Origin of the sequence: Hymenobacter persicinus, from assembly GCF_004167665.1 — a bacterium.
In the GTDB taxonomy this organism is placed as follows: Bacteria; Bacteroidota; Bacteroidia; order Cytophagales; family Hymenobacteraceae; genus Hymenobacter; species Hymenobacter persicinus.
The window spans coordinates 40,631-65,938 of the sequence record NZ_SEWE01000022.1; the positions used below are offsets into that span (position 1 = coordinate 40,631).

The following is a 25,308-nucleotide window of genomic DNA, read 5'->3' on the forward strand; positions in this document are numbered from 1 at the left end:
GATTTCCCGCCCCGGCCCGAATTGCCTACTTTTGCCCTTATTCCCCCACCGATATTCCCTTGACGATGTCCATCGCCAAAACCTATACCCCCGCCGACGTGGAAGCCAAGTGGTACCAGCGCTGGCAGGAGCAGGGCTTTTTCAAAGCCAAGGCCAACCCCCGCAAGCAGCCCTACACCGTCGTGATTCCGCCGCCCAACGTGACGGGCGTGCTGCACATGGGCCACATGCTCAACAACACGATTCAGGATGTGCTGGTGCGCCGGGCCCGCATGCAGGGCAAGGAAGCCTGCTGGGTGCCCGGTACCGACCACGCCTCCATTGCCACCGAGGCTAAGGTAGTGGCCTTGCTCAAGGAGCAGGGCATCGAGAAGAAGGATTTGACCCGGGAGCAATTCCTGGAGCACGCCTTTGCCTGGAAGGAAAAGTACGGCGGCATCATCCTCGAGCAGCTCAAGCAGCTCGGCGCCTCCTGCGACTGGGACCGGACCCGCTTCACCATGGAGCCCGAGCTGACCCAGGCCGTATTGCGCGTGTTCGTGGATCTGCACCAGAAGGGCCTGATTTACCGCGGCATCCGCATGGTGAACTGGGACCCGCTGGGCCAGACCGCGCTGAGTGATGAGGAAGTGATTCCGAAGGACGTGATGGCCAAGATGTACCACCTGCGGTATGAAGTTGTCAGGGAATCGTTGTCAGTTGTTAGTGAGCAGAACGATGCTGACAACCAACAACTGACAACTGACAACTACCTGACCGTGGCTACCTCGCGGCCCGAAACCATCATGGCCGACGTGGCCGTGGCGGTGAACCCCAACGACCCGCGCTACACCCACCTGCACGGGGCCAAGGTGCGCATTCCGCTGCTGGGCCGCGAAATCCCGGTGATTCTGGACGAGTACGTGAGCATCGACTTCGGCACGGGCGCGCTGAAGGTGACGCCGGCCCACGATTTGAACGACTACGAGCTGGGCGTCAAGCACAATCTGCCCGTTATCGACATTCTCAACAACGACGGCACGCTCAACGAAAAAGCAGTGCTCTACGTGGGCCAGGACCGGTTTGCGGCCCGCCGCAACATCGTCAAGGACCTGGAGGAGGCCGGCCACCTGGTGAAGGTGGAGGAGTACGCCAGCATCGTGCAGACCTCGGAGCGCACCAAGGCCGTCATTGAGCCGCGCTTGAGCATGCAGTGGTTCCTGAAAATGGAGCAGATGGCGGGGCCGGCGCTGGAAGTGGTGGAAAACGACACCGTGAAGCTGCACCCGGCCAAGTTCAAGAACACCTACCGGGTGTGGATGGAGAACGTGCGCGACTGGTGCATCTCGCGGCAGCTGTGGTGGGGCCAGCAGATTCCGGCCTTCTACCTGCCCGACGGCTCCTACGTGGTGGCCCTCACGGCCGAAGAAGCCCTGGAGCTGGCCCGGGAGCAAAGCGGCAACCCGGACCTGCAGCTCAGCGACCTGCGCCAGGATGAGGACGTGCTTGACACGTGGTTTTCGTCGTGGCTGTGGCCGATTTCGGTGTTCGACGGCTTCAAGGACCCCGACAACGCCGACGTTAACTATTTCTACCCCACCAACGACCTGGTCACGGGTCCGGACATCCTGTTTTTCTGGGTGGCCCGCATGATCATGGCCGGGCTGGAGTACCGCAAGGAAGTCCCTTTCCGCAACGTGTACCTGACCGGCATCGTGCGCGACGCCCAGGGCCGCAAGATGAGCAAGCAGCTCGGCAACTCCCCCGACCCACTCGATTTGATCAAGCAGTTCGGCGCCGACGGGGTGCGCACCGGCATGCTGTTCTCGGCCCCGGCCGGTAACGATTTGCTCTACGACGAGAAGCTGGTGGAGCAGGGCCGTAACTTCACCAACAAGCTCTGGAACGCCTTCCGCCTCACCCAGGGCTGGGAAGTGGACGCCACGCTGCCCTTCGCCAATGAAAAGGCCGTGGAATGGTTCGGGTCCCGCCTGCAGACGGCCATTGCCGAGCTGGACGAGCACTTCGAGAAGTTCCGGATTTCAGATGCGCTGATGACCGTGTACAAGCTGGTGTGGGACGACTTCTGCTCGTTCTACCTCGAGATGGTGAAGCCCGCCTACCAGGCCCCCATCGACGCCGAAACGCTCAAGCACACCACCGGCTTCCTCGAAACCCTGCTCAAGCTGCTCCACCCGTTCATGCCCTTCATCACGGAGGAAATCTGGCACGAGCTGGCCGAGCGGGGCCCCAAAGAGTACGTGTGCGTAGCGGCCTGGCCCAAGGCCCAGCCCGCCGCCGGCGCCGCCGAGCTGATTGCCCGCATGAGCAAGGCCCTCGACATCGTCGCCGGGGTGCGCGTGATTCGCAACCAGAAGGGTCTGGGCCCCAACAAGCCCCTGACCCTGGCCGCCAAAACCACCGATGCCAGTCTGCTGCAGGATTATGACGCGGTGATTCGCAAGTTGGCCGCCCTGACCGACATTAGTACGGTGGAGGCCGCGCCGGCCGCCGCGGTGGGCTTCGTAGCCGGGGGCGTGGAGTACTTCGTACCCCTGGAAGGCCAGATTGACCTGGGCGCCGAGAAGGAGCGCCTGGCAAAGGAAATCGACTACGCCCGCGGCTTCCGCGACTCGGTCCTGAAAAAGCTCGGCAACGAGAAGTTCGTGGCCAACGCTAAGCCCGACGTGCTGGAGCGGGAGCGGCAGAAGCTGGCCGACGCCGAAGCCAAAATCACGGCCCTCGAGCAAAGCCTGGCGGCCCTGTAAAGCCCTGTCGCCGCCGCCCGAAAGAGCTGTTCCCAACCCGGAGCAGCTCTTTCGGCTTTTTCCCCCGGGGCTGTTCGGCCCTGCCTACCCCAGCCTACGTACACCGGCGCCGGGCCCACCCGCTGCGGCCCGCCACCTGACCTCCCGTTCCAAAGCGCCTGACTTTTTATGATTAATCCTCCCGTAGCCGCTCCCAAGCCCAAAGCGCTTGTTTCGCCCTTCGGCACCCGCACCGACAACTACTACTGGCTCAACCAGCCCCAGGACCCGGAGGTGCTCGACTACTTGCGGGCCGAAAATGCCTACTTCGAGCAGCAGATGGCCCCAGTAAAAGACTTGCAGGAAGCCCTGTTTCAGGAAATCAAAAGCCGGATCCAGGAGCAGGATGAGTCCGTGCCCTACCGCGAAAACGGCTATTACTACTACGTGCGCTACGAGGAGGGCGGGGAGTACCCGATTTACTGCCGCAAGCCCGGCAGCCTGTCGGCACCCGAACAGGTGCTGCTCAACGCCAACGAACTAGCTGCGGGCCACGCCTACTACCAGATCGGGGGCTTCGAGGTAAGCGACGACAACGCGGTGCTGGCCTACTCCGAGGATACCGTCAGCCGCCGCCTCTACACCCTGCGCTTCCGCAACCTAGTGACCGGGGAGCAGTATCCCGAGCAGATTCCGAATACCAGCGGCAACGCCGTGTGGGCCACCGACAACCAGACGGTGTTCTACACCAAAAAGGACGAGGCCACTCTGCTCGACTACCAGGTCTACCGTCATACCCTCGGTACCGACCCGGCCCTCGACGTGCTGGTCTACGAGGAAACCGACAATACTTTCTACACCGGCGTGAGTCGGTCCAAGTCCCGGGAGTACATCTTTTTGCACATGGGCAGCACGATGTCGGCGGAGGTGCGCTACCTGCCGGCCGCTACGCCCACGGCCGAGCCCCGGGTGTTTCTGGCCCGCGAGGACGACCACCTCTACGAAGTCGAGCACTTCGGGCCCGACTTCTACGTGCTGTCCAACGCCGGGGCGCCCAACTTCCGCCTGCTCAAAACGCCCGTCGCGGATACGGCCAAGGCGAACTGGCAGGAAGTGATTCCCCACCGTGCGGACGTGTTTCTGGAAAACATGGAGCTGTTCCGCGACTACCTCGTGCTGGGCGAGCGGCAGGAGGGGCTGCTGCGCCTGCGCGTGATTCGGTGGCAGGACGGGGCGGAGCACTACCTCAACTTCGGCGAGCCCACCTACACGGCCTTTATCGGCATCAACCCCGAGTTTGACACCCCGGTGCTGCGCTACGGCTATTCGTCCCTGACCACGCCGACCTCGACCTACGACTACGACATGGCCACCCGGACCAAGACCCTGCTCAAGGAGCAGGCCGTGCTGGGCAGCTTCCGCAAGGAGGACTACGTGACCGAGCGCGCCTACGCCCCGGCCACCGACGGCACCCTGATTCCGCTGTCCATCGTCTACCGCCGCGGGTTTCAGAAGGACGGTAGCGCCCCGCTCTTGCAGTACGCCTACGGCTCCTACGGCCTGTCGATGGATGCGGCCTTCAGCTCGGCCCGCCTGAGCTTGCTTGACCGGGGCTTTGCCTACGTTATCTGCCACATCCGGGGCGGGCAGGAGCTGGGCCGGCAGTGGTACGAAGACGGCAAGAAGCTCAAGAAGATGAACACCTTCACTGACTTCACCGACTGCTCCCGCTTCCTGATTGAGCAAGGCTATACGGCCCCCGACCGGCTCTTTGCCATGGGCGGCTCGGCCGGGGGGCTGCTGATGGGCGCGGTGGTCAATCTGCACCCCGAGTACTACCGGGGCGTGGTAGCCGCCGTACCCTTCGTGGACGTAGTCACGACTATGCTCGACGACACCATTCCGCTCACCACCGGCGAGTACGACGAGTGGGGCAACCCCAACCAGCGGGAGTTTTACAACTACATGCTGTCCTACTCGCCTTACGACCAAGTGCGGGCCCAGGCCTACCCCAACATGCTCGTCACCACCGGCCTGCACGACTCCCAGGTGCAGTACATTGAGCCGGCCAAGTGGGTAGCCAAGCTACGGACCCTGAAAACTGACCAGAACCTGCTGCTGCTGCACACCGACATGGATGCCGGCCACGGGGGCGCCTCCGGCCGCTTCAAATCTATCCACGACGTGGCCCGGCAGTACGCCTTTCTGCTGCTGCTCCTTGGCCGCCCCGCCTAGGCACGCACGGACTGTCAGTAACAACAACGCCCCGCCATGTTCGCACGGCGGGGCGTTGTTGCTATTAGAAATGCCTTGGGCACACTCTCTAGCGGCTGCGGGCAGTGTCGGTGGCCGGCAGGTTGCCGCGGGGCACGTTGCCGTTGGCCTTCATCTGAAGCTGGAAGCTGACCTGTTCACAGTCGGCGAAGCGCTTCTCCGAGACTTTCAGGGCTTCCTCCAGGCGGGTTATCTGCTGGTAGAGGTACAGGATCAGGCCCAGGGAAAGCACCAGGGCGGCAATGGTCAGCGCGTTTTTCATAAAGCGGGGCAGGCAAAAAAGAACGTCATGCCGGGGGCGGCATGACGTTCGGGTAAGGCAACGAGGGGTTAGATAGCCGTGTTCGGGTCGAACTGCTCGAGGTAATCGGCCACCTTGCGCACGAACATGCCGCCCAGCGAACCATCGACCACGCGGTGGTCGTAGGAGTGCGAGAGGAACATGAAGTGACGCACGCCAATGAGGTCACCCTGAGGGGTTTCTATCACGGCCGGCTTCTTCTTAATAGCCCCCACGGCCATGATGGCCACCTGGGGCTGCATGATGATGGGCGTGCCCATCACGTTGCCAAACGAGCCCACATTGCTGAGCGTGTAGGTGCCGCCTTCCAGATCCTCGGGCTTGAGCTTGTTGGCCCGGGCCCGGGAAGCCAAGTCGTTGACTTTCTTGCTCAGCCCGTTCAGGTTGAGTTGGTCGGCGTTGTGAATCACGGGCACAATCAGGTTTCCCGAGGGCAAAGCCACGGCCACGCCGATGTTGATGTCGCGCTTCTTGATGATGTAGTCGCCGTCGATGGAGACGTTAATCATCGGGAAGTCCTGGACGGCGCGGGCCACGGCCTGGATGAAGATGGGCGTGAAGGTCAGGTTCTCGCCCTCGCGCTTCTTGTAGGCATCCTTATGCTTGTTGCGCCAGTTCACGATGTCAGTTACATCGGCTTCCACGAAGCTCGTCACGTGGGGCGAAATGCGCTTCGAGTCGACCATGCGCTGGGCAATCATCTTGCGCATGCGGTCCATCTCAATCAGCTCCTGCCCGCCGCTCACGGAAGGCGCGGGCTTGGAAGCCACGGCTGGCGCTGGTGCCGACGCAGCAGCTGGGGCAGCCGGGGCAGGAGCTTGAGCCACGGGAGCAGCAGCAGCAGCGGCTGGTGCCGGCGCGGCGGCCTGGCCCAGCGGCTGTTTGCCGCCGGCCACGTAGTCGAGAATGTCTTTCTTGGTGACGCGACCCTCGCTGCCGGTGCCGGGCAGGTAGTCTAGGTCGGCCATCGAAATGCCTTCCTCGCGGGCAATGCTGAGCACCAGCGGGGAGTAGAAGCGGCCGGGCTGGGCCACGGCCGCAGCTTTGGCGGCTTGCGGGGCCTGGGCCTCGGGTACGTAGGGAACCTCGGGCGCGGTGCCGTTAACTGAAGGAGCCGTCTGGGGAGCAGCTGGAGCGGCGGCCGGGGCTGAAGCACCCGCGGCGGCGGCATCGGTTTCAACGATGGCAATAGGAGCGCCCACGGCCACCACCTGGCCTTCCTGGACCAGAATCTCCTGCAGTACGCCGGCGTAGATGGCGGGAACTTCGGTATCTACCTTGTCGGTAGCTACTTCCAGCACTGATTCGTCCTGCTCAATGGCGTCGCCGACCTGCTTGAGCCATTTCAGAACGGTGCCTTCCATAATGCTTTCGCCCATCTTGGGCATCACCATTTCCACTCGTGCCATGCGGTAGTTTTCTTGGGTTGGGATTGTTGGGTGGGGAGTTTAGTGCCGCAAAGGTAGCAGAAAGCCGCAAGCGCGGCGCCGTTTCCTGCCAAGCAGCCCGCCGATGGGCCCGAATGGCTCCCAAATGCAACGCTGGCCGCCGGGTTCCGGTCCGCGGAGCACCGCCTACGAAACGGGCAGACTCAGGCGCAGCAGGTTGAGCAGGCTGTTGGTGGCGTAGTCGATGTTGAGCTGGCGGCCGCGGTTGAAGCTGATCTTGCGGGCTACCGTCTGGTGGGCGTCGGCGTAGGCTAGCCAGAAGGTGCCCACGGGTTTTTCTGGGGTGCCGCCGTCGGGGCCGGCCACGCCGCTGGTGGCCACGGCCACGTCTACGCCTAGGCGCTGGCGGGCCCCCTCGGCCATCTGGCGCACCACCTCTTCGCTCACGGCTCCATGTGCAGCCAAGGTTTCAGGCAGCACACCCAGCTCTTTGATTTTGATATCGTTATGATAGGAAACAATGCTGCCCAAAAAGTAGCGCGACGAGCCCGGGACGCTGGTGAGCTTGTGGGCCACGTAGCCGCCGGTGCAGCTTTCGGCCGTACCCACCGTCAGGCCCCGCTCGGCCAGCAGCTGGCCCACGGCCTGCTCCAGGGGAATATCGGTTTCGGCAAAAATATGGTTGCCCAGGCGCCGGCGCAGCTCGGGCAACAGGGCTTCCATGCGACCCCGCAGGTTGGGCTGCCCGTCGGCCTGCCCGGTCAGGCGCAGGCGCACGGCGCCCAGCGAGGGCAGGTAGGCGAGCTTGATATTCGGGGGCAACGCATCTTCCCAGTCGGCAATCTGCTCGGCCAGAAACGACTCGCCCAGCCCCACGGTTTGAATGACAATGTGCTCGATGGGCGGGACCTGAAAGTGCCGGGCCAGGCGGGGCAGCACGGTGTCGGTCATCATGCGCTTCATTTCGAAAGGCACGCCGGGCATGCTCACGAACACGGTGCCCTTGTCCTCGAACCACATACCTGGGGCCGTGCCCACCGCGTTGCGGATGGGCGTGCAGGTAGCGGGCAAGTAGGCCTGCTGGCGGTTCACTTCCAGCATGGGCCGGTTGAAGCGGGCAAAGATGGCTTCCACGTCGCGCAGGGAAGACTCGTTCAGGACCAACTCAGTGCCGAAGTACTCGGTCAGGATGTGCTTGGTCAGATCATCCTTGGTGGGGCCCAGGCCCCCGGTAGTCAGCACCACGTCGGCGCGGGTGCGGGCCAAATCCAGGGCCGTCACGATTTCGTCGGCCCGGTCCGAGACGCTGGTAATCTGCCGCACCCGGATGCCGAGCTTGCCCAGCTCCTGACCCAGAAACGCCGAGTTGGTATCAATAACCTGCCCGTAGAGCAGTTCGTCGCCGATGGTAATGATTTCCGCGTTGGGCAGCTGGGGCATGGGTCTCGGGTTAGGAAGGGGTGGGAATTTGGTGCAATTTGGGCCCTTGAGCGAATAAGACCACCACGAAGGGCGTCTGGTTTTCGTTTTTTTTCTCCCTATGACTCGTTTCCGCATGCTGGCCGCCGTGGTGGCCCTGTCGGTGGTTGGCACGCAGGCCGCCACGGCCCAGACCAAGAAAACCACCACGACCAAAAAGACGACCACCGCCAGCAAGACCACGGCGGCGAAGAAAACGACCACCAAAGTGGTAGCCAAGCCCGCCACGACCACCAAAACCACCGTCAAGACGACTACGCCCGTGGTGCCGGTGCTGCCCCCGCTCACCGCTGACGACGCCAACGCCGCTCTGCACGAGGCCCTGACGACCAGCATCAGCAAGGCCGTAGCGCAGGCTAGTGCCCCCGACGGCTTCAACGCCAACGCCGACATCCGCCTGGTGACTCCGCCCGAGGCCGAGCTGGTGTCCACTACCCTGCGCACCCTGCGCCTGGGCGCTTTGGTCGACAACTTCGAAGTGGCGCTCAACCACGCCGCCGAGGCTGCCTCGGCCCAGGCCAAGCCCATCTTCGTGAATGCCATCCAGAACATCAGCTTCAGCGACGCGCTGAGCCTGCTCACCAGCCGGGAGCCGGATGCGGCCACGCTTTACCTCAACGAGAAAACCGCGCCCCAGCTCGTGGCCGCCTTCACACCCGTCATGCAGGCCTCGCTGGAGCAGGCCGGTGCCACCCGGCTCTACGCCGAAATGGTGGCCCGCTACAACAAGATCCCGCTCGTCACCAAGCTCAACCCCAGCCTGACGAGCTACGCTACCGAGCAAACCGTCAACGGCCTGTTTGCGCTGATGGCCGCCGAGGAAGGCCGGATCCGCCTCAACCCCGCCGCCCGCACCTCCGAACTGCTAAGCCGCACCTTTGGCCGCAGCAAGTAACGCCGCGAGGTTCTGCTCCCAAGCAAACCGGTCCGCTAAGCCCACGGGGAGCTTGGCGGACCGGTTTGCTTTAAAGTGGGCCGTAACCTTTTGGTCCGGTTTCTGTCTAACGGAACGCAGCGGCTGCGTTGGTCGCCTTTTTTGCCGCTTCCGGATATGAAAACTCTGCGCTATTCTCTTCTCGTGGCCGCCGGCCTCACCCTGAGCCTGAGTGCCTCGGCTCAGATATTCAGCTTGCCCAAAATCGGGGACCTATTGAAAAACAAGCCCGGCGTGGGCACTACCACGACCGGCTCTACCACCAAGGGCACGCTGAGTCAGAATGAAGCGGCCATGGGCCTGAAGGAAGCCCTGACCCAGGGGATTTCCAAGGGTGCCGACCAAGCCTCGAAGCAAGACGGCTTCTACCTCAACAAGCTGATCCGTATTCCCTTCCCGCCCGACGCCCAGCGCGTGGCCACCACGTTGCGGGCTATTGGCCTGGGCTCCCAGGTCGATAAGTTCGAGCTGTCGTTGAACCGCGGGGCCGAGGATGCGGCGAAAAGCGCCAAGCCCATTTTTCTGTCGGCCATCAAGAGCCTCACCTTCAGCGACGTCTGGGGTATTCTGACCGGACAGAAAGACGCGGCCACTCAGTACCTCAAGCGCACGACCACCGCCCAGCTCACCACGGCCTTCAAACCCATCATTCAGCAGTCCCTGGACAAGGTGAGTGCCACCCAGTACTACACCACCCTGACAACCCGCTACAACCAGATTCCGCTGGTGAAGCCCGTGCAGACCGATCTGAACCAGTATGCCACGGACAAGGCCATCGGCGGGTTGTTTACCCTCATTGCCCAGGAAGAAGCCAACATTCGGGAAAACCCCGTGGCCCGCACCACCGAAATTCTGCGCCGCGTGTTCGGCTCGAAAGGGTAAAGAGGCATTCGGTCTTTGGGCTTAGGCTACAGCCGGTCCGCCGCCAAAACAGGAAAGCCGTTCTGCAGCAATGCAGAACGGCTTTCCTGTTGTTGGGCCAATCTAAGCCCTAGTAATCGTCGTCGTCGTAACGGCCTTTGCTGCGGCCGCGGCTGGTGTAGGAGTCTTCCTCGTCGTCATCGTCGGCGAAATCATCGTCGTCGTCATCGAGGCTGGCAAAGCCGCGGCTGCCGTCGGGGTCTTCGGCGGCCTCGGCAGTTGTGTATTCTTCCTCCGTCATGCTGGCCAAATCCAGGGCCTCATCGTGGGAGGAGCCCGTGTCGCGCCACATCAGATAGTCGGCATACTTGGCCGAAAGGCGGTCTTCGGAGCTGCCGCGGGTGGCGTTGCCGCCCGTTTTAGCGAAGGTATCTAACTCGTCGTCGTCGCCGAGCAGATCATCATCGTCGAGGTCGTCGTATTGTCTCATGGCCGGGTAAGGGCAATAATGGGTGAAAAATGGGGGGTAATACGTCCCAAAGGTTTACAGCTGCGAAGATACGGGGGAAGCAGCTTTCGGTTAATTGTCGGAAAGGAAAATAAGTTGCCGGAAGGCGCCGAAAATTTCGGCCGGTTTCCCCTGGGTCCCGCCCCGAAACCGGCCTAGATTCCTGGCGAACCGACGCGCCTGCGGCCAGTTGGGAAGCATAAAGACCTGAAAAACCGGCAGTACCCCGTTGGGTGAAGCGTGTCAAGTAGCGGATAGTGAGTGGGGGCTGGCCAGCCCCCAAGCCAAAATATTGTTGCGGCCGCTCAAGCCGCGCATGTGCCTGATACTGCCCTACCGCGCGGCCTGGGCCCCAAAATCGGTGATGCTGAGCTGCTGGGAGCAGAAGTCGTATTCCTCGGGCACGTTGGAGCTCACCAGCACCAGCCGGCCCGGGGCGGTGGCGTGCACGTGCTCCCGGTACCAGGCCACCCCGGCGCGGTCGAGGTTGGTGGTCGGCTCGTCGAGCAGCAGCAGGGGCGAGTCGGCGTAGAGGGCCAGGGCCAATTTTAGGCGCTGCTTCATGCCGGAGGAAAAGTCGCGCACGAGCTTATGCCGCGACTTTTCCAGGTACATCAGCTCGATGAGCCGGCCGGGGCTGCAGCCGGGCCGCAGGGGCTTGAAACGGGTGTGAAACTGCAGCAGTTCGGTGAGGGTAAGCTCCTCAATCACCTCCAGGTAGGGGGCGCAGTAGGCCAGCACTTGGGGCACGTCTTCCACGGCCACGGGCCGGCCGGCGTGTTCGTAGGTCAGCGCGCCTTCCGAGGCCAGCAGCTGCCCGGAAATGGTGTTGAGCAGGGTGCTTTTGCCCGAGCCGTTGGGGCCCAGGATGGCCGTGGCTGAGCCGGGCTCGAAAATGTACGTCAGGCCCCGGAAAATCCATTCCCGCTGGAAGCGCTTCCCCAGCCCGGTGGCTTCGATGCGCACGGACTACTCGGCGTTGTTGCCGTTGCGGGAGTAGCCCTTGATGATGCCGCGGCCCGAGTTGCGCACAAAATTCACCACTTCGTCGCGCTCCGGGGAGGGCAGCAGCTCCAGCTCAATCTTGTCCAGGGCGTCGTTGTTGTTGAGCCCGGTCAGAAACAGCAGGCGGTAGAGCTGCTGAATCTCGCTGATTTTGGGGTCGGTGAAGCCGCGGCGGCGCAAACCGATGGAGTTGATGCCGCTGTAGGTGAGCGGCTCCCGGCCGGCCTTCACGAAGGGCGGCACGTCTTTGCGAATCAGCGAGCCCCCGGAAATCATGGCGTGCTGCCCGACTTTCACGAACTGGTGCACGGCCGAGGTGCCGCCGATAATGGCGTAGTCGCCGATTTCGACGTGGCCGGCCAGCTGCACGGCGTTGGCCAGCACGCAGTTGTTGCCGATGATGCAGTCGTGGGCTACGTGCACGTAGGCCATCAGCAGGCAGTTGGCGCCCACCACGGTCTTGAGCCGGTCCACGGTGCCGCGGTTCACGGTCACGCACTCCCGAATCACGGTGTTGTCGCCGATAACGACGGTGGTTTTCTCGCCGGCAAACTTCAGATCCTGGGGCATGGCGGCGATAACGGCGCCGGGGAAGATCTTGCAGTTTTTGCCGATGCGGGCGCCCGACATGATGGTCACGTTCGGGCCAATCCAGGTGCCTTCCCCGATTTCCACGTCTTTGTCGATGGTCGTAAACGGCTCCACGACGACATTTTGGGCAATCTTGGCTTCGGGGTGAATGTAGGCGAGCGGCTGGTTCATTCTGGGAGTAATTCTGAATTAAGAATTCCGAATTCTGAATCGGGAAATGGGCGGCGGCAATTATCGAGCCTTAGACCATTGCGGATTCATACTTCCGAACTCAGAATTTAATTAGGCTTCTTTCTTGACGATGGCGGCGCTCATTTCGGCTTCCATCACCACTTTTCCATTCACGAAGGCCTGGCCTTTCATCTTGGCAATGCCCCGCTTGATGGGAGCTAACAACACACAGCAGAAAATGATTGTGTCGCCGGGCTTTACCATCTTCCGGAAGCGGCAGTTTTCGATGCCGATGAAGTAAGGCGTGTAGTTTTCCGGGTCGGGCACGGTGTTCAGCACCAGGATGCCGCCGGTCTGGGCCATGGCCTCCACCTGCAGTACGCCCGGGAAAACGGGGTTGCCGGGGTAGTGACCCTGAAAGAAGGGCTCGTTCACGGTCACGTTCTTGATGCTCGTAACAGTAGTCGCGTCGAGGTGAATGACTTTGTCGATCAGCAGGAAAGGGTAGCGGTGGGGCAGCACCTGCATGATCTGGTTGATGTCCATTACGGGCGTCCGGTTGGGGTCGTAGGTGGGCACCGAGGAGGCGTTGGCCTCCATCATTTTCTTCTTGATCTTCTTGGCGAAGGCCACGTTGGCCGCGTGCCCGGGGCGGGCAGCCAAAATCTGGCCCTTCAGTGGCCGGCCCACCAAAGCCAGGTCGCCCACGAGGTCGAGGAGCTTGTGGCGGGCGGGCTCGTTTTTGTAGCGCAGGTCCACGTTGTTGAGGATGCCTTCCTTCTTCACGGCCACCTTGGGCTTGCCCAGCATGGTGGCCAGGTCGGAAAGCTCTTCGTCGCTTACCACGCGGTCCACGACCACAATAGCGTTGCTCAAATCGCCACCCTTGATGAGGTTGTTCTTGTAGAGGGTTTCGAGCTCGTGCAGAAAGCAGAACGTGCGGGACGTGGCAATTTCGTTGGTGAACTGCGAAATGTCGTTCAGCGAAGCGTGCTGGGAGCCCAGCACCGGGGAGTTATAGTCGACCATCACCGTCAGGCGGTAGTCATTCAGGGGCAGGGCAGCAATTTCCACGGCCCGGCCGTGCTCCACGTAGCGGATTTCCTCGGGAATCTCGAAGTAGTTGCGCAGGGCATTCTGCTCCTCGAGCCCTTCCGTCATGATGGCCTTGATGAACTCGTAGCTGGAGCCGTCCATGATGGGCGGCTCGGGGCCGTCCAGCTGAATCAGCACGTTGTCGATTTGCAACCCGACCAGGGCGGCCAGCGTGTGCTCCACGGTGTTGACGCGGGCGCCGTTTTGCTCGATGGTCGTACCGCGGCTCAAATCCACCACGTTGTCCACGTCGGCATCCACGATGGGCTGGCCGGGTAAGTCGATGCGCTGAAACTTGTAGCCGTGGTTGACTGGGGCCGGGCAAAACGTCATGTTGGCCGTAACGCCGGTGTGCAGGCCGATGCCGCTGACGGTCACGGGCGCCTTAATCGTGTGTTGCTTGTCGTTCATCTGGTGAGTTGTCAGTTGTTAGTTGCCGGTTGTCAGCTACCGGGCTATCCTCAACAGAACGGACCTGACAACTGGCAACGAGCAACTGACAACTAAATAGGGCTGCAAAGCTAGGACTTTTCCGGCGTCTGGTTTCTTTTCTCCAGTTCGCTCAGGCGGCGTTCCACTTCGGGTAGGTGGCGGAAAATGGCGTTGGCCCGCAGACTGTCGCGGAGCTGGAAGGCCGGGGAGCCCTGCAGCAGGATGCCTTCGGTTTTGATGGACTTGCCCACGCCCGACTGGGCCGTGACGGTGGTGCGGTTGGCCAGCGAGAGGTGGCCGGCAATGCCGGTCTGGCCCGCCAGCACGCAGAAGTCGCCGATTTTGGTGGAGCCCGAGATGCCCGTCTGGGCCGCTACCACCGTGTGCCGCCCGATTTCCACGTTGTGGGCAATCTGCACGAGGTTGTCGATTTTGGCGCCTTCCCGGATGCGGGTCGAGCCCATCGTGGCGCAGTCGATGGTGGCGTTGGCGCCGATGCTCACGTTGTCTTCGAGCACCACGTTGCCAATCTGCGGAATGGCGCGGTAGGAGCCGTCGGGCTGGGGCGCGAAGCCGAAGCCGTCGGAGCCGACGACGGCGCCGGCGTGCACGGTGCAGCGGGCCCCGATAACGGTTTCGGCGTAGATCTTGGCCCCGGCATAGATAATGGTGCCGTCGCCAATCACGCACCGGTCGCCGATGTAGGCCTGGGGAAAGATGACCACGTCGCGGCCGATGCGGCAGTTTTCACCGATGTAGCTAAACGCCCCGCGGTAGTGGTTGTCGCCGATTTCGGAGCCGGCCCCGATAAAGGACGGCTCTTCCACGCCGCGGCGGCCGGTGCGGGTGGCCTGCTGGTAGAATTCGAGCAGGGCCGTAAAGCCCGTGTAGGGGTCGTCGACGCGGATCAGGGCGGCCTGCACGGGCTTGTGCAGCACCTGGGTCCGACTCACGATGACGGCCGAGGCGCCCGTGGTGTAGAGGTAGGGCTCGTACTTGGCGTTGGCCAGAAACGACAGCGCGCCCGCCTGGGCCTCCTCGATTTTTGCTAATCGGTCAATACGCTGCGTGGCGTCGCCTTCGACATCGCCGCGCAAGACTTCTGCAATCTGGCCTACCGTAAATTCCATGCGGCAAAAGTAGAGAAATATCGTTTGCTGAGTTGGTAGCTGCTAGTTGTCAGTTGCTAGTTGTTCGTTGTCAGCTCGTTCAACCAACACACCCTCTAGGGGTTGCCAGTTATAGATTAACGGTTTTGCCGTTGAACGACCTAACAACTGACAACGAACAACTGACAACTACCAACTCACCCCGCAATTTCCTTGGGGTAGCAGATGTAGTGCTTTTCCACCCGCTGGCCCAGGGCCCGGATGTTGGGCAGGTCCGAGGCCTCGGCCACGTTCACCACGTGCCCGCGCTTGGTGAGCACCTCAATGGCGTCCTTGCCGTCGGCGTCGTAGGCGTTGTTGCTGATGCGGCCCGTGAGCATGAGCTGGCCCGCGTCTTCGAGGCTCAGCTCGAAGTGCTCAGCAATGAGCTCGACCACGCCCTCCTTGAACTCCTTGTCGAAGGGCTCGGTCTGGAGGATGATTTTGAACAGGCGGCGGTCCAGCATGCTGCGCGACATGTAGCTGAGCACCTTGTCGGGGCTGGCGGCCCACATTTTCACGGCGCTCCACACGTCGGTGTCGTCGAGCTGCACGAAGCGCTGCAGGATGGTCTCGTCGGCTTCGAAGTCGGCAATGGTGACGGGCTTGGAGAGGAAGAAGTGCAGGTCGGGCGTGGCGGGCACGTCGTGGCCGGAGCGCACCAGGTCGCGGGCCCGCTGGATGATGCGGATAATCATCTGCTCGGCGCTGGTCACGGTCTTGTGCAAATACACCTGCCAGTACATCAGCCGCCGGCTCACCAGAAAATTCTCGATGCTGTACACGGCTTTTTCCTCCAGCACCAGCTTCTCGTCCACCACGGTGAGCATCTTGATGAGGCGGTCGGCGCCGGGGCGGCCTTCCTGCACGCCGGTGTAGAACGAGTCCCGGTTGAGGTAGTCGAGCCGGTCCATGTCGAGCTGGGAGCTGACGAGCTGGTGGAAAAAGCCCCGCTCGTAGGTGCCCTGGAAGATCTTGATGGCCAAGTCGAGCCGGCCGTGGTGCTCGGCGTTGAGCTTCTGCATCAGGTACAAACTCAGGTGCTCGTGGTGGACTTCGTGGAAAATAGCCGTTTCCAGGGCGTGGGAGAGGGGCCCGTGGCCGATGTCGTGGAGCAGGATGGCAATCAGGGCGGCCTCGCCCTCCTTGGCCGAAATCTTGACGCCCTTGTCCTTGAGCGTGCGCAGGGCCAGCGTCATCAGGTGCATGGCACCCAGGGCGTGGTGGAAGCGCGTGTGCAGGGCGCCCGGGTAGACGAAGCCGGTGAGGCCGAGCTGCTGAATCCGGCGCAGGCGCTGGAAGTAGGGGTGCTCAATGAGGTCGAACAGCAGCTCGGTGGAAATGGTCACGAAGCCGTAGACCGGGTCGTTGAAGATTTTCTTTTTGTTCAAGGGAGCAGGGCTGGCGCACAAACTTTTCGCCGTGCGGAAGGTCTAATAAAGCGAAGGCCGGGAAGCCCGAATACGCAGGCCGCAAAAGTTCGGCCGGCCGGGGCCCGGAACTCAACCCAACATTTTTCGGCTTCTTTACGGCGGAGTTAGCGCCGCAATATCGGCGAACCGTAATTTTTCACAACCAAAAACCAGGGATTGGGAGTAAAGCTACTTATTGCACCGCATTTGCAACTTGCCCGCGCCGTTTCGCTTCTCTAGGAAGCCCAGCGGGGCCGGCTTCCGCAGCAGCTGCGGCTGGTTTCACCCAGCGCCGGGCGCCCCGCCACGACGTTCCATTTAAGTCTTCCCAAATTCCCCATATGCAACGTTACTCCATTCTCTGGGCCGATGACGAAATCGACCTGCTCAAGCCCCACATTCTCTTCCTGACCGAAAAAGGCTACGACGTGACCGGCGTCAATTCCGGCGCCGACGCCATCGAGCAGGTGCAGGAGCAGAACTTCGACATCGTATTCCTGGACGAGAACATGCCCGGCCTCTCGGGCCTGGAAACCCTGACCGAAATCAAGACGGCCAAGCCAACGCTGCCCGTCATCATGATTACCAAGAGCGAGGAAGAGCACATCATGGAGGACGCCATCGGCTCCAAGATTGCCGACTACCTCATCAAGCCCGTCAACCCCAACCAGATTCTGCTCTCGGTTAAGCGCGTGCTCGACAACAAGCGCCTGGTGAGCGAGAAAACCAACAGCAGCTACCAGCGCGACTTCCGCCAGCTGGGCATGCAGCTCGGCGACCGGCTCAGCCCCCAGGAGTGGGCCGACGTGTACAAGAAGCTCGTGTACTGGGAGCTGGAAATCGATGAAACGGAGGGCAAGAGCATGGCCGAGGTCTTCAACATGCAGAAGGACGAGGCCAACAACTACTTCTCCAAGTTCATCATGGACAACTACGAGGAGTGGGTCAACAAGGAGGCCGACGACGCACCCCTGATGTCGCACGAGCTGTTCAAGGAGCGGGTGTTCCCGTACCTGAAGGAAACCGGCGACACGCCCGTGTACTTCCTGCTCATCGACAACCTGCGCTACGACCAGTGGAAAACCCTGGAGCCCATCATTGCCGAGCTGTTCACGGTGGACCAGGAGGAAATGTACTACTCCATCCTGCCCACCACCACGGCCTACGCCCGCAACGCCATTTTCTCGGGCATGATGCCGGGCGAGATTCAGAAGAAGTACCCCAACCTGTGGGTGACCGACGACGACGACGAGGGCAAGAACCTCAACGAGGCCGAGTTCATGGAAATCATGTTCCAGAAGGCCAACCAGAAGTACAAGTTCAGCTACAACAAGGTCACCAACCTGCAGGCCGGTAAGGACCTGGTGGGCAAGATGAGCAACCTGCACAACCAGTACAAGTGCAACGTCATCGTCTACAACTTCGTCGACATGCTCAGCCACGCCCGCACCGACATGGCCATGATCCGGGAGCTGGCCGCCGACGAATCGGCCTACCGCAGCCTGACCAAGTCGTGGTTCCTGCACTCGCCGCTGTATGAAATCATCCAGCAGATTGCCGAGAAGAAGGGCAAGATGATCATCACCACCGACCACGGCACCATCCGGGTGAAGCGCCCCTTTAAAATCGTGGGTGACCGGAATACCAACACCAACCTGCGCTACAAGCACGGCAAAAACCTGGGCTTCACCGATAAGGACGTGTACGTGGTGCGCAAGCCGGAGCGGATTTTCCTGCCCCGCGAAAACGTGAGCACCGCCTACGTCTTCACCCTGGGTGACTATTTCTTCGCCTACCCCAACAACTACAACTACTACGTGAACTACTACAAGGACACGTTCCAGCACGGCGGCATCTCCCTGGAGGAGGTGATTATCCCGTTCGTCACGCTGAGCCCGAAAGGGTAGCGGGAGAGTAGGTAAAGAAAAAGGGCGGCCCAATTAGGCCGCCCTTTTCAGTTTCAGCAGAGCCAGTGGCCAAGCTGTTTGTGGTGATAAGGAAACTGCACTTCCGTTTCCTCCGCGCCGCGCAGAATCTGGTGCAGGGCAGTGCGAGTCTGGGTACGGTGGTGAGTCCACAGAATTTTGGTCAGATCCTTACTGGGCTGATAGTGGCGGTAGCTGAAGCTTTTGTACAGCCGAATGCGGCCGCGTTGACGGGCCGTCCAAGCCCAGCGTTTTTTTGATTGTTTCATGCGAGTTGTAGGTTGGTACCTACAGCTCGTGGCAAGTGGTGTCGTGACGCTTCATGAGAATTTTCTTCAATTCAAAACTGACAGCAGGTTGAGTTGCCTGCGTGCAAGATAAAAGCGGCCAGCTAGAGTTTGATACTGCAGCAACTCCTGTAGCGGCGGGTTTCCCCGGGCCCCCGCGGCATCTTTTGCCGCCCACGCGCTTTTTTCCAACGGTACCGGCCCGGCCCGCGTAGCTTTGTGTATGGCCTACTCCCTGTATTTGTTCGATTACGACGGCACCCTTTGCGACACCCGCCACGCTATTTACTACAGCTTCTGCCGCACCTTTGCCCACTACCGGGTGCCGCCGCCCTCGCTCGGCGAGTTTGAGGCCGCCAATAAGCAAGGCCTAGTGCTCGGCGACATGCTCCGCGAATTCCGGCCCGCGCTGACCCCGGAAGAGGTAGCCGAGTGGACTCTGACCTACCGCAAGTTCTACGTACAGGAGGCCGAGGCCCTGGTCACGCCCTTTCCCGGCGCGCTGGCGCTGTTTGCCCGCCTCGCCGACGAAGGTCGCGCCATCGGCGTGCTCAGCAACAAGGGCGCTGCGGTGCTCGAAGCGTCCCTGGGCCAGCACGGGCTGCTGCCCTACGTGAGCCTGCTTATCGGCGACGGCAGCCTGCCCGAGAAGCAGCTGGCCCGCAAACCCGACCCCATGGTGTTTCACGAGGTCGTGCAGCCCCACTTCGAACAGGTTTCCCCCGACCAGATCCTGATGGTGGGCGACACTCCCGCCGACCTGGAGTTTGCCAGCAACTGCGGCATCGACTCCTGCTGGGTTTCCTTTGGCTTCGGCGACGCCGGGCAGTGCCAGGCCCTGGCGCCCACCCACACCGTCGACGACCTGCTGGCCATTCCCGAGCTGCCGGTCAGCGCCTAGCCCCATCTGTACCGGGGCCGCCCGCCTTGCCCGCTCCCTCCCTCGTGCCTGGTCCGCCGGCTTTAGGCGGCCAACGCGCGCCGAATAAAGGCCAGTCAGTTCGGGTTACCCCCGAACCAGTTGGCTTCGGAGGTAAACCAGTTCGGCTTAGAGGTGAACTAATTCAGGTCAATCCTCAACCAGTTCGGGTCCGACCGGAACTAGTTGGCTTCGGAGGTGAACCAGTTCGGTTCAGAGGTGAACCAGTTGACTGCAGAGGTGAACTGGTTCGGGTCCGATCTGAACCAGTTCACGAAAAAAGGCAACCAGCTGGGCTCCGACCCGAACTGGTTGCCTTTTGCACGGGGCCGAGCCGCGGCGGCGTTACTGCCCGCCGGCCCGGCGCTTTTCGTCCTCGGCTCCGCCGCTGCGGCGGCGGGAGGGGGCCAGCTTGTCGTTGCCGAAGCGGTAGGAGAAAGCCAAGGTCACGATGCGCTGGTCGCCGCGCTGGTAGAAGCGCTCCACGTAGTTGTCGTAGGCCGAAATAGCGCGGGTCTTGTTCGTGAACAAGATGTCGGTGGCGTTGAGCTTGAGCGTGCCCTTCCGGTCCCAGACTGCTTTCTGCACGCCCAGGCTCAGCTGGCCGTTGGGGCGCAGGTCGAAAAAGCCGTACTGCTCCCGCGACTGGTACATGCCATTGACTTCTGCGCTCCAGCCCTTGCCGAAGGTAAAGGTGCTGTTGCTGCTCAGCGTGTAGGCCATGCGGCCCCGGTTTAGGGCGGTGCCGGCCAAGGCGCCGGTGAAGCGGTTGTAGTAGAACACGCCGTTGTTGTAGACTGTCCACCACTTGGCTACCTCCACGGGCGCGGTCAGCGTCAGGGCGTAGTAGTGCTGCCGGCCCAGGTTCACGTGCGTCGACAGCACGGTGCTGTCGGTTTCGGGCTGCACCACGTCGATGATGGGGTTGCGGGTGTTGGAGTAGCTCAGACCGGTGGTGAATTTCTGCTTGAAAGTGTGATTCAGCTCGATGTTGTAGCTGGTCTGAGGCCGTAGGTTGGGGTTGCCGCTGCCGAAGGTGGTCGGGTCCACAATCACCCGGAAGGGGTTGAGCTGGGAGTAGGAGGGCCGGTCGATGCGCCGGCTCAACGACACCGACACCTCGTGCCGGTCGTTGAGCGTCTGCTTGAGCGAGGCGCTGGGAAAGAGCTGGAAGTAGCGGCGCGAGAAGCTGCTGTCGCCGACCACCTGCCGGCCGGTGGCCGCGGTCTGCTCGCCCCGCAGGCCAGCCTGGGCGCTGAGCTTGCCGAAGCTCCGGTTGAAGTTCAGGTAGGCGGCCGAAATCCGCTCGTCGTATGTGAAGCGGTTCGACAGATTCAGGTCCGGGGTCCGCACGCCCTCCACCGTGTTGTCGAAGCGCACATCGTTGTCGGACGAGACGCGGCTGAATTTGGTGCCCGCCTCCAGCCGGGCCTCCTTCGTCAGGGGCCGGGTGTAGTCCGCCTTCGCCGACTGGATGGTCAGCGTACCCCGCTGGTCACTGTTGACCAGCTTGGTCGGCAGCCCCGACAGGGCGTAGACGGTCGTCACGTCCTGCAGGCGGCTGGTGCGGTAGCGGGCGTAGTCGGCGTCGGCCGTCAGCTCGGCGCTGCCGGCCGAGTCCGGGGCGAAGGTGTGCTTGAAGTTCAGGTTGGCCGCCCCGTTGGGCGAGGAGAAGCTGCGGTGCAGGGTGCCGGCGTACCGGTCGCGCACGGTGCCGTCGGCAGCATAGAGCGTGGTAAAGTTGGTGCCCGGCATCCGGACAATGCGCGAGTCGAGCCCGGTGAGCACGGCGCCCACCACGGTTTTCTCGCTCAGGTTGTAGTCGGCGCCCACCTTGAAGGAGTTGGAAATCGACTCGGGGTAGAGCCGGTTGACCTGGTCGCTGCTGCCAATAAGCCGGCGCTGACCGCCGTCCTGCGCGGCGTAGAAGTCGCGGTGAATGTCGAGCTTGGCCAGGCCGTTGCGGTTGGCGTAGCTGTAGGAACCGAACAGGTTGAGGTCTTTCTGCTTGTGGTTCATCGACAGGCCGCCGTTGAACTTGCCGTAGTAGCCCCGGCCGTAGGCGGCATTCACGCTGCCGTTGGTACCCTGGCGCTGGTCTTTCTTGAGGTTGATGGCAATGATGCCGGCCCCGCCCTGGGCGTCGTACTTGGCCGGCGGGTTGGTGATGAGCTCGATGCTCTTGAGCTGGTCGGCGGGCAGAGCGCGCAGGTAGTCGGCCAGCTCGGTGCCTCTCATGGGCTGGCGCTTGCCATCGATGAGCACCAGCAGGCCCTGTTTGCCGCGCAAGGCCAGGTTGTCGTTGCCGTCCACGGTCACGCCGGGGGAGCGGGCCAGCACGTCGAGGCTGGTATTGCCGGCGGCCAGCGTCGAGCCCTCCACGTTCACCACAGTTCGGTCGGCCTGGCGCTCAAACAGCGGCTTCTGGCCCACCACGGTTACTTCCTTCAGGGCCGTGGCGCCGCTGGCCTGCAGGGCAATGACGGGCAGGGCCAGGCCCGCGGCGGGCAGCTCCACTGGGCCCGTCCAGCGCCGCACAAAGCCCACCTGCGCCGTCGAGACGAGGTAGCGGCCCGCGGGCACCTGCTCAAACCGGAAGGCACCTTTCTCGTCGCTGAACTCCGTTTTGACCACCACCGAGTCGGGCCGGTGCAGCGTGACGGTGGCAAACTCCACCGCGGCCCCGGCCGCCGTTTGCACGGTGCCGGTCAGAGTGGCCCGGGTCTGGGCCCGGGCTTGCAGGGCGCCGAACAGAGTCAGCAGGACGAGCATAAGCGGCCGGGGCCAGCGCCGGGCGCGGCCAGAAACAAGTGGTTTCATGGGAGTAAGGGGTAAGTGAGTAGGGCGCGGACGGAACACTCGCCGCAGCGGAGTTGGGAGTAAAGCCAAGCCAGGGGTGGCCGGGGCAGGGGCTGCCACCCGCCGGGCGCCGCGGCTAGGAACAGTTATTACGAATGATTTCGTAGTAAACATACGAAGCTTTTCGTATATACAAGTGAGCTGGAGAAAATTTCTGCGCCGACCCCGGCCAAAACTTAGTCCGGCGGGGCGCAATTGGCCGAAATCTGCTCCAGCAGGCGCTGCAGCAGCTCGGTATCGGCGGGTGAGAGGCCTTGCAGGGCCCGGCGGCGGTTGTTGAGCACGAGGGGTTCCACGGCGGCCAGCATCTGCTCTCCGGCCGCCGATACCCGCAGCCGACGGCGGCGTCCATCGGGAGCGGCTTCTTCGGTCAGGTAGCCGTGGCCGAGCAGCAGGCGCAGAATGCGCGCCACCGATGCCTGGTCCTTGAATACGCGCATCCCGATTTCGGCCTGAGTCAGGTCGTCGTGCTCGAGCAGCACCTGCAGCACCAGCCACTGGTCGATGGTGATGGCCAGGCCGGCCGCGTCGAGGGAAGCCTGGGCCATCTGCCGGTAGCTTTTGATGGCTTTGTCGAGGGAGTAGAAGACGATAGAAGAAAGCATGGGCGGGGAAACGGCTGGTTAAGCTATAGATGTATGATATATCATAAAGGTTGCTTTGGCCAGCGAAATAACTGCGGATGCGCTAGCTTCGCGGTTGAAACTTTCGGCGCCGCTGCCCTTCTGCTCATGCCTCAGCACTTCACCATTGCTTCGCTCGACGATTTGCCCCGGGTAGCCGCCCAGGTTCAGGCGGCGCTGCCGGGCCACTCTATTGTGCTGCTGGAAGGGGAGATGGGGGCGGGCAAAACCACCTTTATCAAGGCGCTATGCCGGCAGCTGGGCGTGCAAGACGACGTGAGCAGCCCCACGTTTGCGCTGGTCAATGAGTACCGCGACGGTCGGAATCAGCCCATCTACCACTTCGATTTCTACCGCCTCGACGACCCCCAGGAGGCCGTCAACATCGGGGCGCAGGAGTACTTTGATTCTGGCTATCTTTGTCTGATCGAGTGGCCCAGCCGGGTGGAGGCCTTATTGCCCCCGGATCGGCTGCTCCTCACGCTCACCGTCACTGGCCCCACTTCCAGGGAATTGGTAATTAGTAATTAGTCATGAGGCGTTTTGCCATTGTCGAGCAGACAGTTGCAATCGGCTCATTGCCAATTATTCATTACTGATTACTAATTACATAACGATGCCCGAAGCAGTACCACCCGGATTTGAGTCGCTGGCCACGAGCCGCGCCTACTTCACGCAGGAATCCATGCTGGCCGTGGAAACCCGGAAGCGGAAGCTGTTCATTGGGCTGCCGCGCGAGACCTCCCTGCAGGAAAACCGCATCTGCCTGACCCCGGAAGCGGTGAAGCACTTGGTGCAGGAAGGCCACGAGGTGCTGATGGAAAGCGGGGCCGGTGAGCCCAGCAAGTACTCCGACCACGACTACTCCGAGGCCGGGGCCAGCATTGCCTACTCGCAGAAGGAGGTCTACGAGGCCGATATCATCCTGAAGGTGGCGCCCCCGACCCAGACCGAAATCGAGTTTATGCGCTCGAATCAGACCCTGATTTCGGCGCTGCAGTTCGGCTCACTCACGTCCGACTTCATCTCGGCACTCACGCGCAAGAAGATCAACGCCATCAGCTTCGAGCTGATCAAGGACCCCTCGGGGGCCCGGCCGGTGGTGCGGGCCATGAGCGAAATTGCCGGCTCCACCGTGATGCTGATTGCGGCCGAGTACCTGGCCCGCTCCAACGAGGGCAAGGGCATCATTCTGGGCGGCATCACCGGGGTGCCCCCGTCCCAGGTCGTGATTCTGGGGGCCGGCACCGTGGCCGAGTACGCCGCCCGCGCCGCTACCGGGCTGGGCGCCGAGGTGAAGGTGTTCGACAACCACCTCTACAAGCTGCGCCGGCTCAAGCACAACCTGGGCACGATGATGCTCTACACCAGCACGCTGGATACGGTAGTGCTCAACCAGCAGATCCGCCGCGCCGACGTGGTGATTGGGGCGCTGAATGCCGAGGACGGCCGCATCCCGTTCATGGTGCCCGAAAGCGTGGTGGCCAGCATGGCGCCCGGCTCGGTTATCATCGACGTGAGCATCGACCAGGGCGGCTGCTTCGAAACCTCGGAAATGACCAGCCACAGCAAGCCCGTATTCCGCAAGTACGACGTGGTGCACTACTGCGTGCCCAACATTGCCTCCCGGGTGCCGCGCACCGCCACTAATGCCCTGAGCAACATCTTTACCCCGATTCTGCAGGAAATCAGCCAGCACGGGGGCATCAACGAGGTGCTGTTCACCAACGAGCATTTCCGCTCCGGCGTCTACGTCTACAAGGGCTCCCTGACCAACGCCGCCATTGCCAAGAAATTCAACATGCGCTACAAGGAGCTGAGTTTGATGATTGCCGTGCGGAACTAGTTGCGGCAAACAACAGTAAGTCGCCTTACGCTTTCGTGCATGTTCAGATTTACTGCAATCCTAGCCTTTCTGCTAACCGTTTTCCTGACAGCGGTGCTATTCACAGTGGCTGATAAGGCAGTTAACAAGGCTGTGTTTGTAGTTTTTACTGTACCACTATATTTGATTGGACTGCTCGCGCTGTTGTTAGTAGCCTCATTGAATCGATACGTGTTCAAAGCCGGTTTTAAACCGGGGTTTCTGGTTGCGGCAGTTGTCGCTACCCTGGTCATGGTTGGTGGGCACGCTTGGTTGAGTAACGACAGTTTTTGGATGCTTATGAAAAGCAACTGGCCGTTGTACGGTATCTTCCTGGGTACCCACGCCGCTGCTTATGTAGGGTTTCTGGATGCAGGCAGATACTGGCGCTTTCGGGCTCTATTCTTTGCCCAGTGAGGGGCCGGCTGGTTTCCGTTGGCTCAGGTTATCTTGCAACAGCCTGCATTTCGATGCGGGCTTTTTGCTTTTTTAGATTCCTCAACCCG

21 protein-coding genes are annotated in these 25,308 nt (G+C 61.8%); 9 read left to right on the top strand and 12 right to left on the bottom strand.

All coding sequences use genetic code 11. The annotated features are described in order from the left end of the window. Positions 1 to 65: 65 nt before the first annotated feature. Together EWM57_RS11825 and EWM57_RS11830 are read left to right on the top strand one after the other, a co-directional pair. Positions 66 to 2,747, top strand: coding sequence for a valine--tRNA ligase (locus EWM57_RS11825; protein WP_129921359.1), 2,682 nt, complete (start codon positions 66 to 68; stop codon positions 2,745 to 2,747). A gap of 168 nt (positions 2,748 to 2,915) precedes the next feature. After that, positions 2,916 to 4,961, top strand: a complete 2,046-nt coding sequence (locus EWM57_RS11830) for a S9 family peptidase (protein WP_129921360.1) — start codon at positions 2,916 to 2,918, stop codon at positions 4,959 to 4,961. Between the two features lie 88 nt (positions 4,962 to 5,049). Here the strand turns inward: EWM57_RS11830 and EWM57_RS11835 are convergent, their stop codons facing one another. The 3 genes from EWM57_RS11835 to EWM57_RS11845 form a co-directional block, all read right to left on the bottom strand. Further along, the gene (locus tag EWM57_RS11835) at positions 5,050 to 5,262 is read right to left on the bottom strand and encodes a hypothetical protein (protein ID WP_129921361.1); all 213 of its coding nucleotides are present in this window, start codon (positions 5,260 to 5,262) and stop codon (positions 5,050 to 5,052) included. A 68-nt stretch (positions 5,263 to 5,330) separates the two neighbouring features. After that, positions 5,331 to 6,710, bottom strand: a complete 1,380-nt coding sequence (locus EWM57_RS11840; protein ID WP_129921362.1) for a dihydrolipoamide acetyltransferase family protein — start codon at positions 6,708 to 6,710, stop codon at positions 5,331 to 5,333. 165 nt (positions 6,711 to 6,875) lie between these two features. Next, a complete protein-coding gene (locus EWM57_RS11845) occupies positions 6,876 to 8,129 on the bottom strand; it encodes a competence/damage-inducible protein A (RefSeq protein WP_129921363.1) in 1,254 nt (417 codons plus the stop codon). A 100-nt stretch (positions 8,130 to 8,229) separates the two neighbouring features. Between EWM57_RS11845 and EWM57_RS11850 the strand changes: the two genes are divergently transcribed. After that, a complete protein-coding gene (locus EWM57_RS11850; protein ID WP_129921364.1) occupies positions 8,230 to 9,063 on the top strand; it encodes a DUF4197 domain-containing protein in 834 nt (277 codons plus the stop codon). A 156-nt stretch (positions 9,064 to 9,219) separates the two neighbouring features. After that, positions 9,220 to 9,984 (top strand): DUF4197 domain-containing protein, encoded by a 765-nt coding sequence (locus EWM57_RS11855; RefSeq protein WP_129921365.1) that lies wholly within the window; start codon positions 9,220 to 9,222, stop codon positions 9,982 to 9,984. A gap of 109 nt (positions 9,985 to 10,093) precedes the next feature. On the opposite strand, the gene EWM57_RS11860 is transcribed toward EWM57_RS11855, so the two are convergent. From EWM57_RS11860 to EWM57_RS11885, 6 genes are all read right to left on the bottom strand, one after another. Continuing rightward, complete coding sequence (locus EWM57_RS11860; protein WP_129921366.1) at positions 10,094 to 10,453, bottom strand: hypothetical protein; 360 nt, start codon at positions 10,451 to 10,453, stop codon at positions 10,094 to 10,096. Between the two features lie 351 nt (positions 10,454 to 10,804). Continuing rightward, entirely contained in the window at positions 10,805 to 11,437 is a 633-nt protein-coding gene (locus EWM57_RS11865; RefSeq protein ID WP_129921367.1) for an ABC transporter ATP-binding protein, read from the bottom strand. A gap of 3 nt (positions 11,438 to 11,440) precedes the next feature. Further along, positions 11,441 to 12,238, bottom strand: a complete 798-nt coding sequence (lpxA, locus tag EWM57_RS11870) for an acyl-ACP--UDP-N-acetylglucosamine O-acyltransferase (RefSeq protein WP_129921368.1) — start codon at positions 12,236 to 12,238, stop codon at positions 11,441 to 11,443. Positions 12,239 to 12,349: 111 nt separating this feature from the next. Next, positions 12,350 to 13,744 carry a bifunctional UDP-3-O-[3-hydroxymyristoyl] N-acetylglucosamine deacetylase/3-hydroxyacyl-ACP dehydratase gene (locus EWM57_RS11875; protein ID WP_129921369.1) on the bottom strand — a complete coding sequence of 465 codons (1,395 nt, stop codon included), beginning with the start codon at positions 13,742 to 13,744 and terminating at the stop codon, positions 12,350 to 12,352. 110 nt (positions 13,745 to 13,854) lie between these two features. After that, positions 13,855 to 14,895 (bottom strand): UDP-3-O-(3-hydroxymyristoyl)glucosamine N-acyltransferase, encoded by a 1,041-nt coding sequence (lpxD, locus tag EWM57_RS11880; protein ID WP_129921370.1) that lies wholly within the window; start codon positions 14,893 to 14,895, stop codon positions 13,855 to 13,857. Positions 14,896 to 15,071: 176 nt separating this feature from the next. Beyond that, on the bottom strand, positions 15,072 to 16,304 hold the full coding sequence (locus EWM57_RS11885) for an HD domain-containing protein (protein WP_129921371.1): 1,233 nt from the start codon (positions 16,302 to 16,304) through the stop codon (positions 15,072 to 15,074). Positions 16,305 to 16,666: 362 nt separating this feature from the next. Here EWM57_RS11885 and porX point away from each other — a divergent pair, with 362 nt between their 5' ends. After that, positions 16,667 to 18,232, top strand: coding sequence for a T9SS response regulator signal transducer PorX (porX, locus tag EWM57_RS11890; RefSeq protein WP_129921372.1), 1,566 nt, complete (start codon positions 16,667 to 16,669; stop codon positions 18,230 to 18,232). 53 nt (positions 18,233 to 18,285) lie between these two features. On the opposite strand, the gene EWM57_RS11895 is transcribed toward porX, so the two are convergent. Next, positions 18,286 to 18,519, bottom strand: a complete 234-nt coding sequence (locus EWM57_RS11895; protein ID WP_129921373.1) for a hypothetical protein — start codon at positions 18,517 to 18,519, stop codon at positions 18,286 to 18,288. A 241-nt stretch (positions 18,520 to 18,760) separates the two neighbouring features. Between EWM57_RS11895 and EWM57_RS11900 the strand changes: the two genes are divergently transcribed. Further along, positions 18,761 to 19,438, top strand: coding sequence for an HAD family hydrolase (locus tag EWM57_RS11900; RefSeq protein ID WP_129921374.1), 678 nt, complete (start codon positions 18,761 to 18,763; stop codon positions 19,436 to 19,438). A gap of 363 nt (positions 19,439 to 19,801) precedes the next feature. Here the strand turns inward: EWM57_RS11900 and EWM57_RS11905 are convergent, their stop codons facing one another. After that, positions 19,802 to 22,276 carry a TonB-dependent receptor gene (locus tag EWM57_RS11905; protein ID WP_129921375.1) on the bottom strand — a complete coding sequence of 825 codons (2,475 nt, stop codon included), beginning with the start codon at positions 22,274 to 22,276 and terminating at the stop codon, positions 19,802 to 19,804. A 215-nt stretch (positions 22,277 to 22,491) separates the two neighbouring features. Next, the gene (locus EWM57_RS11910; RefSeq protein ID WP_129921376.1) at positions 22,492 to 22,920 is read right to left on the bottom strand and encodes a MarR family winged helix-turn-helix transcriptional regulator; all 429 of its coding nucleotides are present in this window, start codon (positions 22,918 to 22,920) and stop codon (positions 22,492 to 22,494) included. A 126-nt stretch (positions 22,921 to 23,046) separates the two neighbouring features. On the opposite strand from EWM57_RS11910, the gene tsaE reads away from it, so the two are divergent. The 3 genes from tsaE (at position 23,047) to EWM57_RS11925 (ending at position 25,219) form a co-directional block, all read left to right on the top strand. Then, complete coding sequence (tsaE, locus tag EWM57_RS11915; protein WP_129921377.1) at positions 23,047 to 23,469, top strand: tRNA (adenosine(37)-N6)-threonylcarbamoyltransferase complex ATPase subunit type 1 TsaE; 423 nt, start codon at positions 23,047 to 23,049, stop codon at positions 23,467 to 23,469. 85 nt (positions 23,470 to 23,554) lie between these two features. Beyond that, positions 23,555 to 24,784, top strand: coding sequence for an alanine dehydrogenase (locus tag EWM57_RS11920; protein WP_129921378.1), 1,230 nt, complete (start codon positions 23,555 to 23,557; stop codon positions 24,782 to 24,784). Positions 24,785 to 24,823: 39 nt separating this feature from the next. Further along, positions 24,824 to 25,219 carry a hypothetical protein gene (locus EWM57_RS11925; RefSeq protein WP_129921379.1) on the top strand — a complete coding sequence of 132 codons (396 nt, stop codon included), beginning with the start codon at positions 24,824 to 24,826 and terminating at the stop codon, positions 25,217 to 25,219. Positions 25,220 to 25,308 lie beyond the last annotated feature (89 nt).

What these genes read in the sequence shown, in the direction of transcription:
- EWM57_RS11875 (WP_129921369.1), bottom strand. Translation starts at nt 13,744, where the DNA reads ATGAACGACAAGCAACACACGATTAAGGCGCCCGTGACCGTCAGCGGC.
- EWM57_RS11925 (WP_129921379.1), top strand. Translation starts at nt 24,824, where the DNA reads ATGTTCAGATTTACTGCAATCCTAGCCTTTCTGCTAACCGTTTTCCTG.
- EWM57_RS11840 (WP_129921362.1), bottom strand. Translation starts at nt 6,710, where the DNA reads ATGGCACGAGTGGAAATGGTGATGCCCAAGATGGGCGAAAGCATTATG.
- EWM57_RS11920 (WP_129921378.1), top strand. Translation starts at nt 23,555, where the DNA reads ATGCCCGAAGCAGTACCACCCGGATTTGAGTCGCTGGCCACGAGCCGC.
- EWM57_RS11900 (WP_129921374.1), top strand. Translation starts at nt 18,761, where the DNA reads ATGGCCTACTCCCTGTATTTGTTCGATTACGACGGCACCCTTTGCGAC.
- EWM57_RS11910 (WP_129921376.1), bottom strand. Translation starts at nt 22,920, where the DNA reads ATGCTTTCTTCTATCGTCTTCTACTCCCTCGACAAAGCCATCAAAAGC.
- lpxD (WP_129921370.1), bottom strand. Translation starts at nt 14,895, where the DNA reads ATGGAATTTACGGTAGGCCAGATTGCAGAAGTCTTGCGCGGCGATGTC.
- lpxA (WP_129921368.1), bottom strand. Translation starts at nt 12,238, where the DNA reads ATGAACCAGCCGCTCGCCTACATTCACCCCGAAGCCAAGATTGCCCAA.
- EWM57_RS11835 (WP_129921361.1), bottom strand. Translation starts at nt 5,262, where the DNA reads ATGAAAAACGCGCTGACCATTGCCGCCCTGGTGCTTTCCCTGGGCCTG.
- porX (WP_129921372.1), top strand. Translation starts at nt 16,667, where the DNA reads ATGCAACGTTACTCCATTCTCTGGGCCGATGACGAAATCGACCTGCTC.
- EWM57_RS11825 (WP_129921359.1), top strand. Translation starts at nt 66, where the DNA reads ATGTCCATCGCCAAAACCTATACCCCCGCCGACGTGGAAGCCAAGTGG.
- EWM57_RS11895 (WP_129921373.1), bottom strand. Translation starts at nt 18,519, where the DNA reads ATGAAACAATCAAAAAAACGCTGGGCTTGGACGGCCCGTCAACGCGGC.
- EWM57_RS11850 (WP_129921364.1), top strand. Translation starts at nt 8,230, where the DNA reads ATGACTCGTTTCCGCATGCTGGCCGCCGTGGTGGCCCTGTCGGTGGTT.
- tsaE (WP_129921377.1), top strand. Translation starts at nt 23,047, where the DNA reads ATGCCTCAGCACTTCACCATTGCTTCGCTCGACGATTTGCCCCGGGTA.
- EWM57_RS11860 (WP_129921366.1), bottom strand. Translation starts at nt 10,453, where the DNA reads ATGAGACAATACGACGACCTCGACGATGATGATCTGCTCGGCGACGAC.
- EWM57_RS11830 (WP_129921360.1), top strand. Translation starts at nt 2,916, where the DNA reads ATGATTAATCCTCCCGTAGCCGCTCCCAAGCCCAAAGCGCTTGTTTCG.
- EWM57_RS11855 (WP_129921365.1), top strand. Translation starts at nt 9,220, where the DNA reads ATGAAAACTCTGCGCTATTCTCTTCTCGTGGCCGCCGGCCTCACCCTG.
- EWM57_RS11905 (WP_129921375.1), bottom strand. Translation starts at nt 22,276, where the DNA reads ATGAAACCACTTGTTTCTGGCCGCGCCCGGCGCTGGCCCCGGCCGCTT.
- EWM57_RS11845 (WP_129921363.1), bottom strand. Translation starts at nt 8,129, where the DNA reads ATGCCCCAGCTGCCCAACGCGGAAATCATTACCATCGGCGACGAACTG.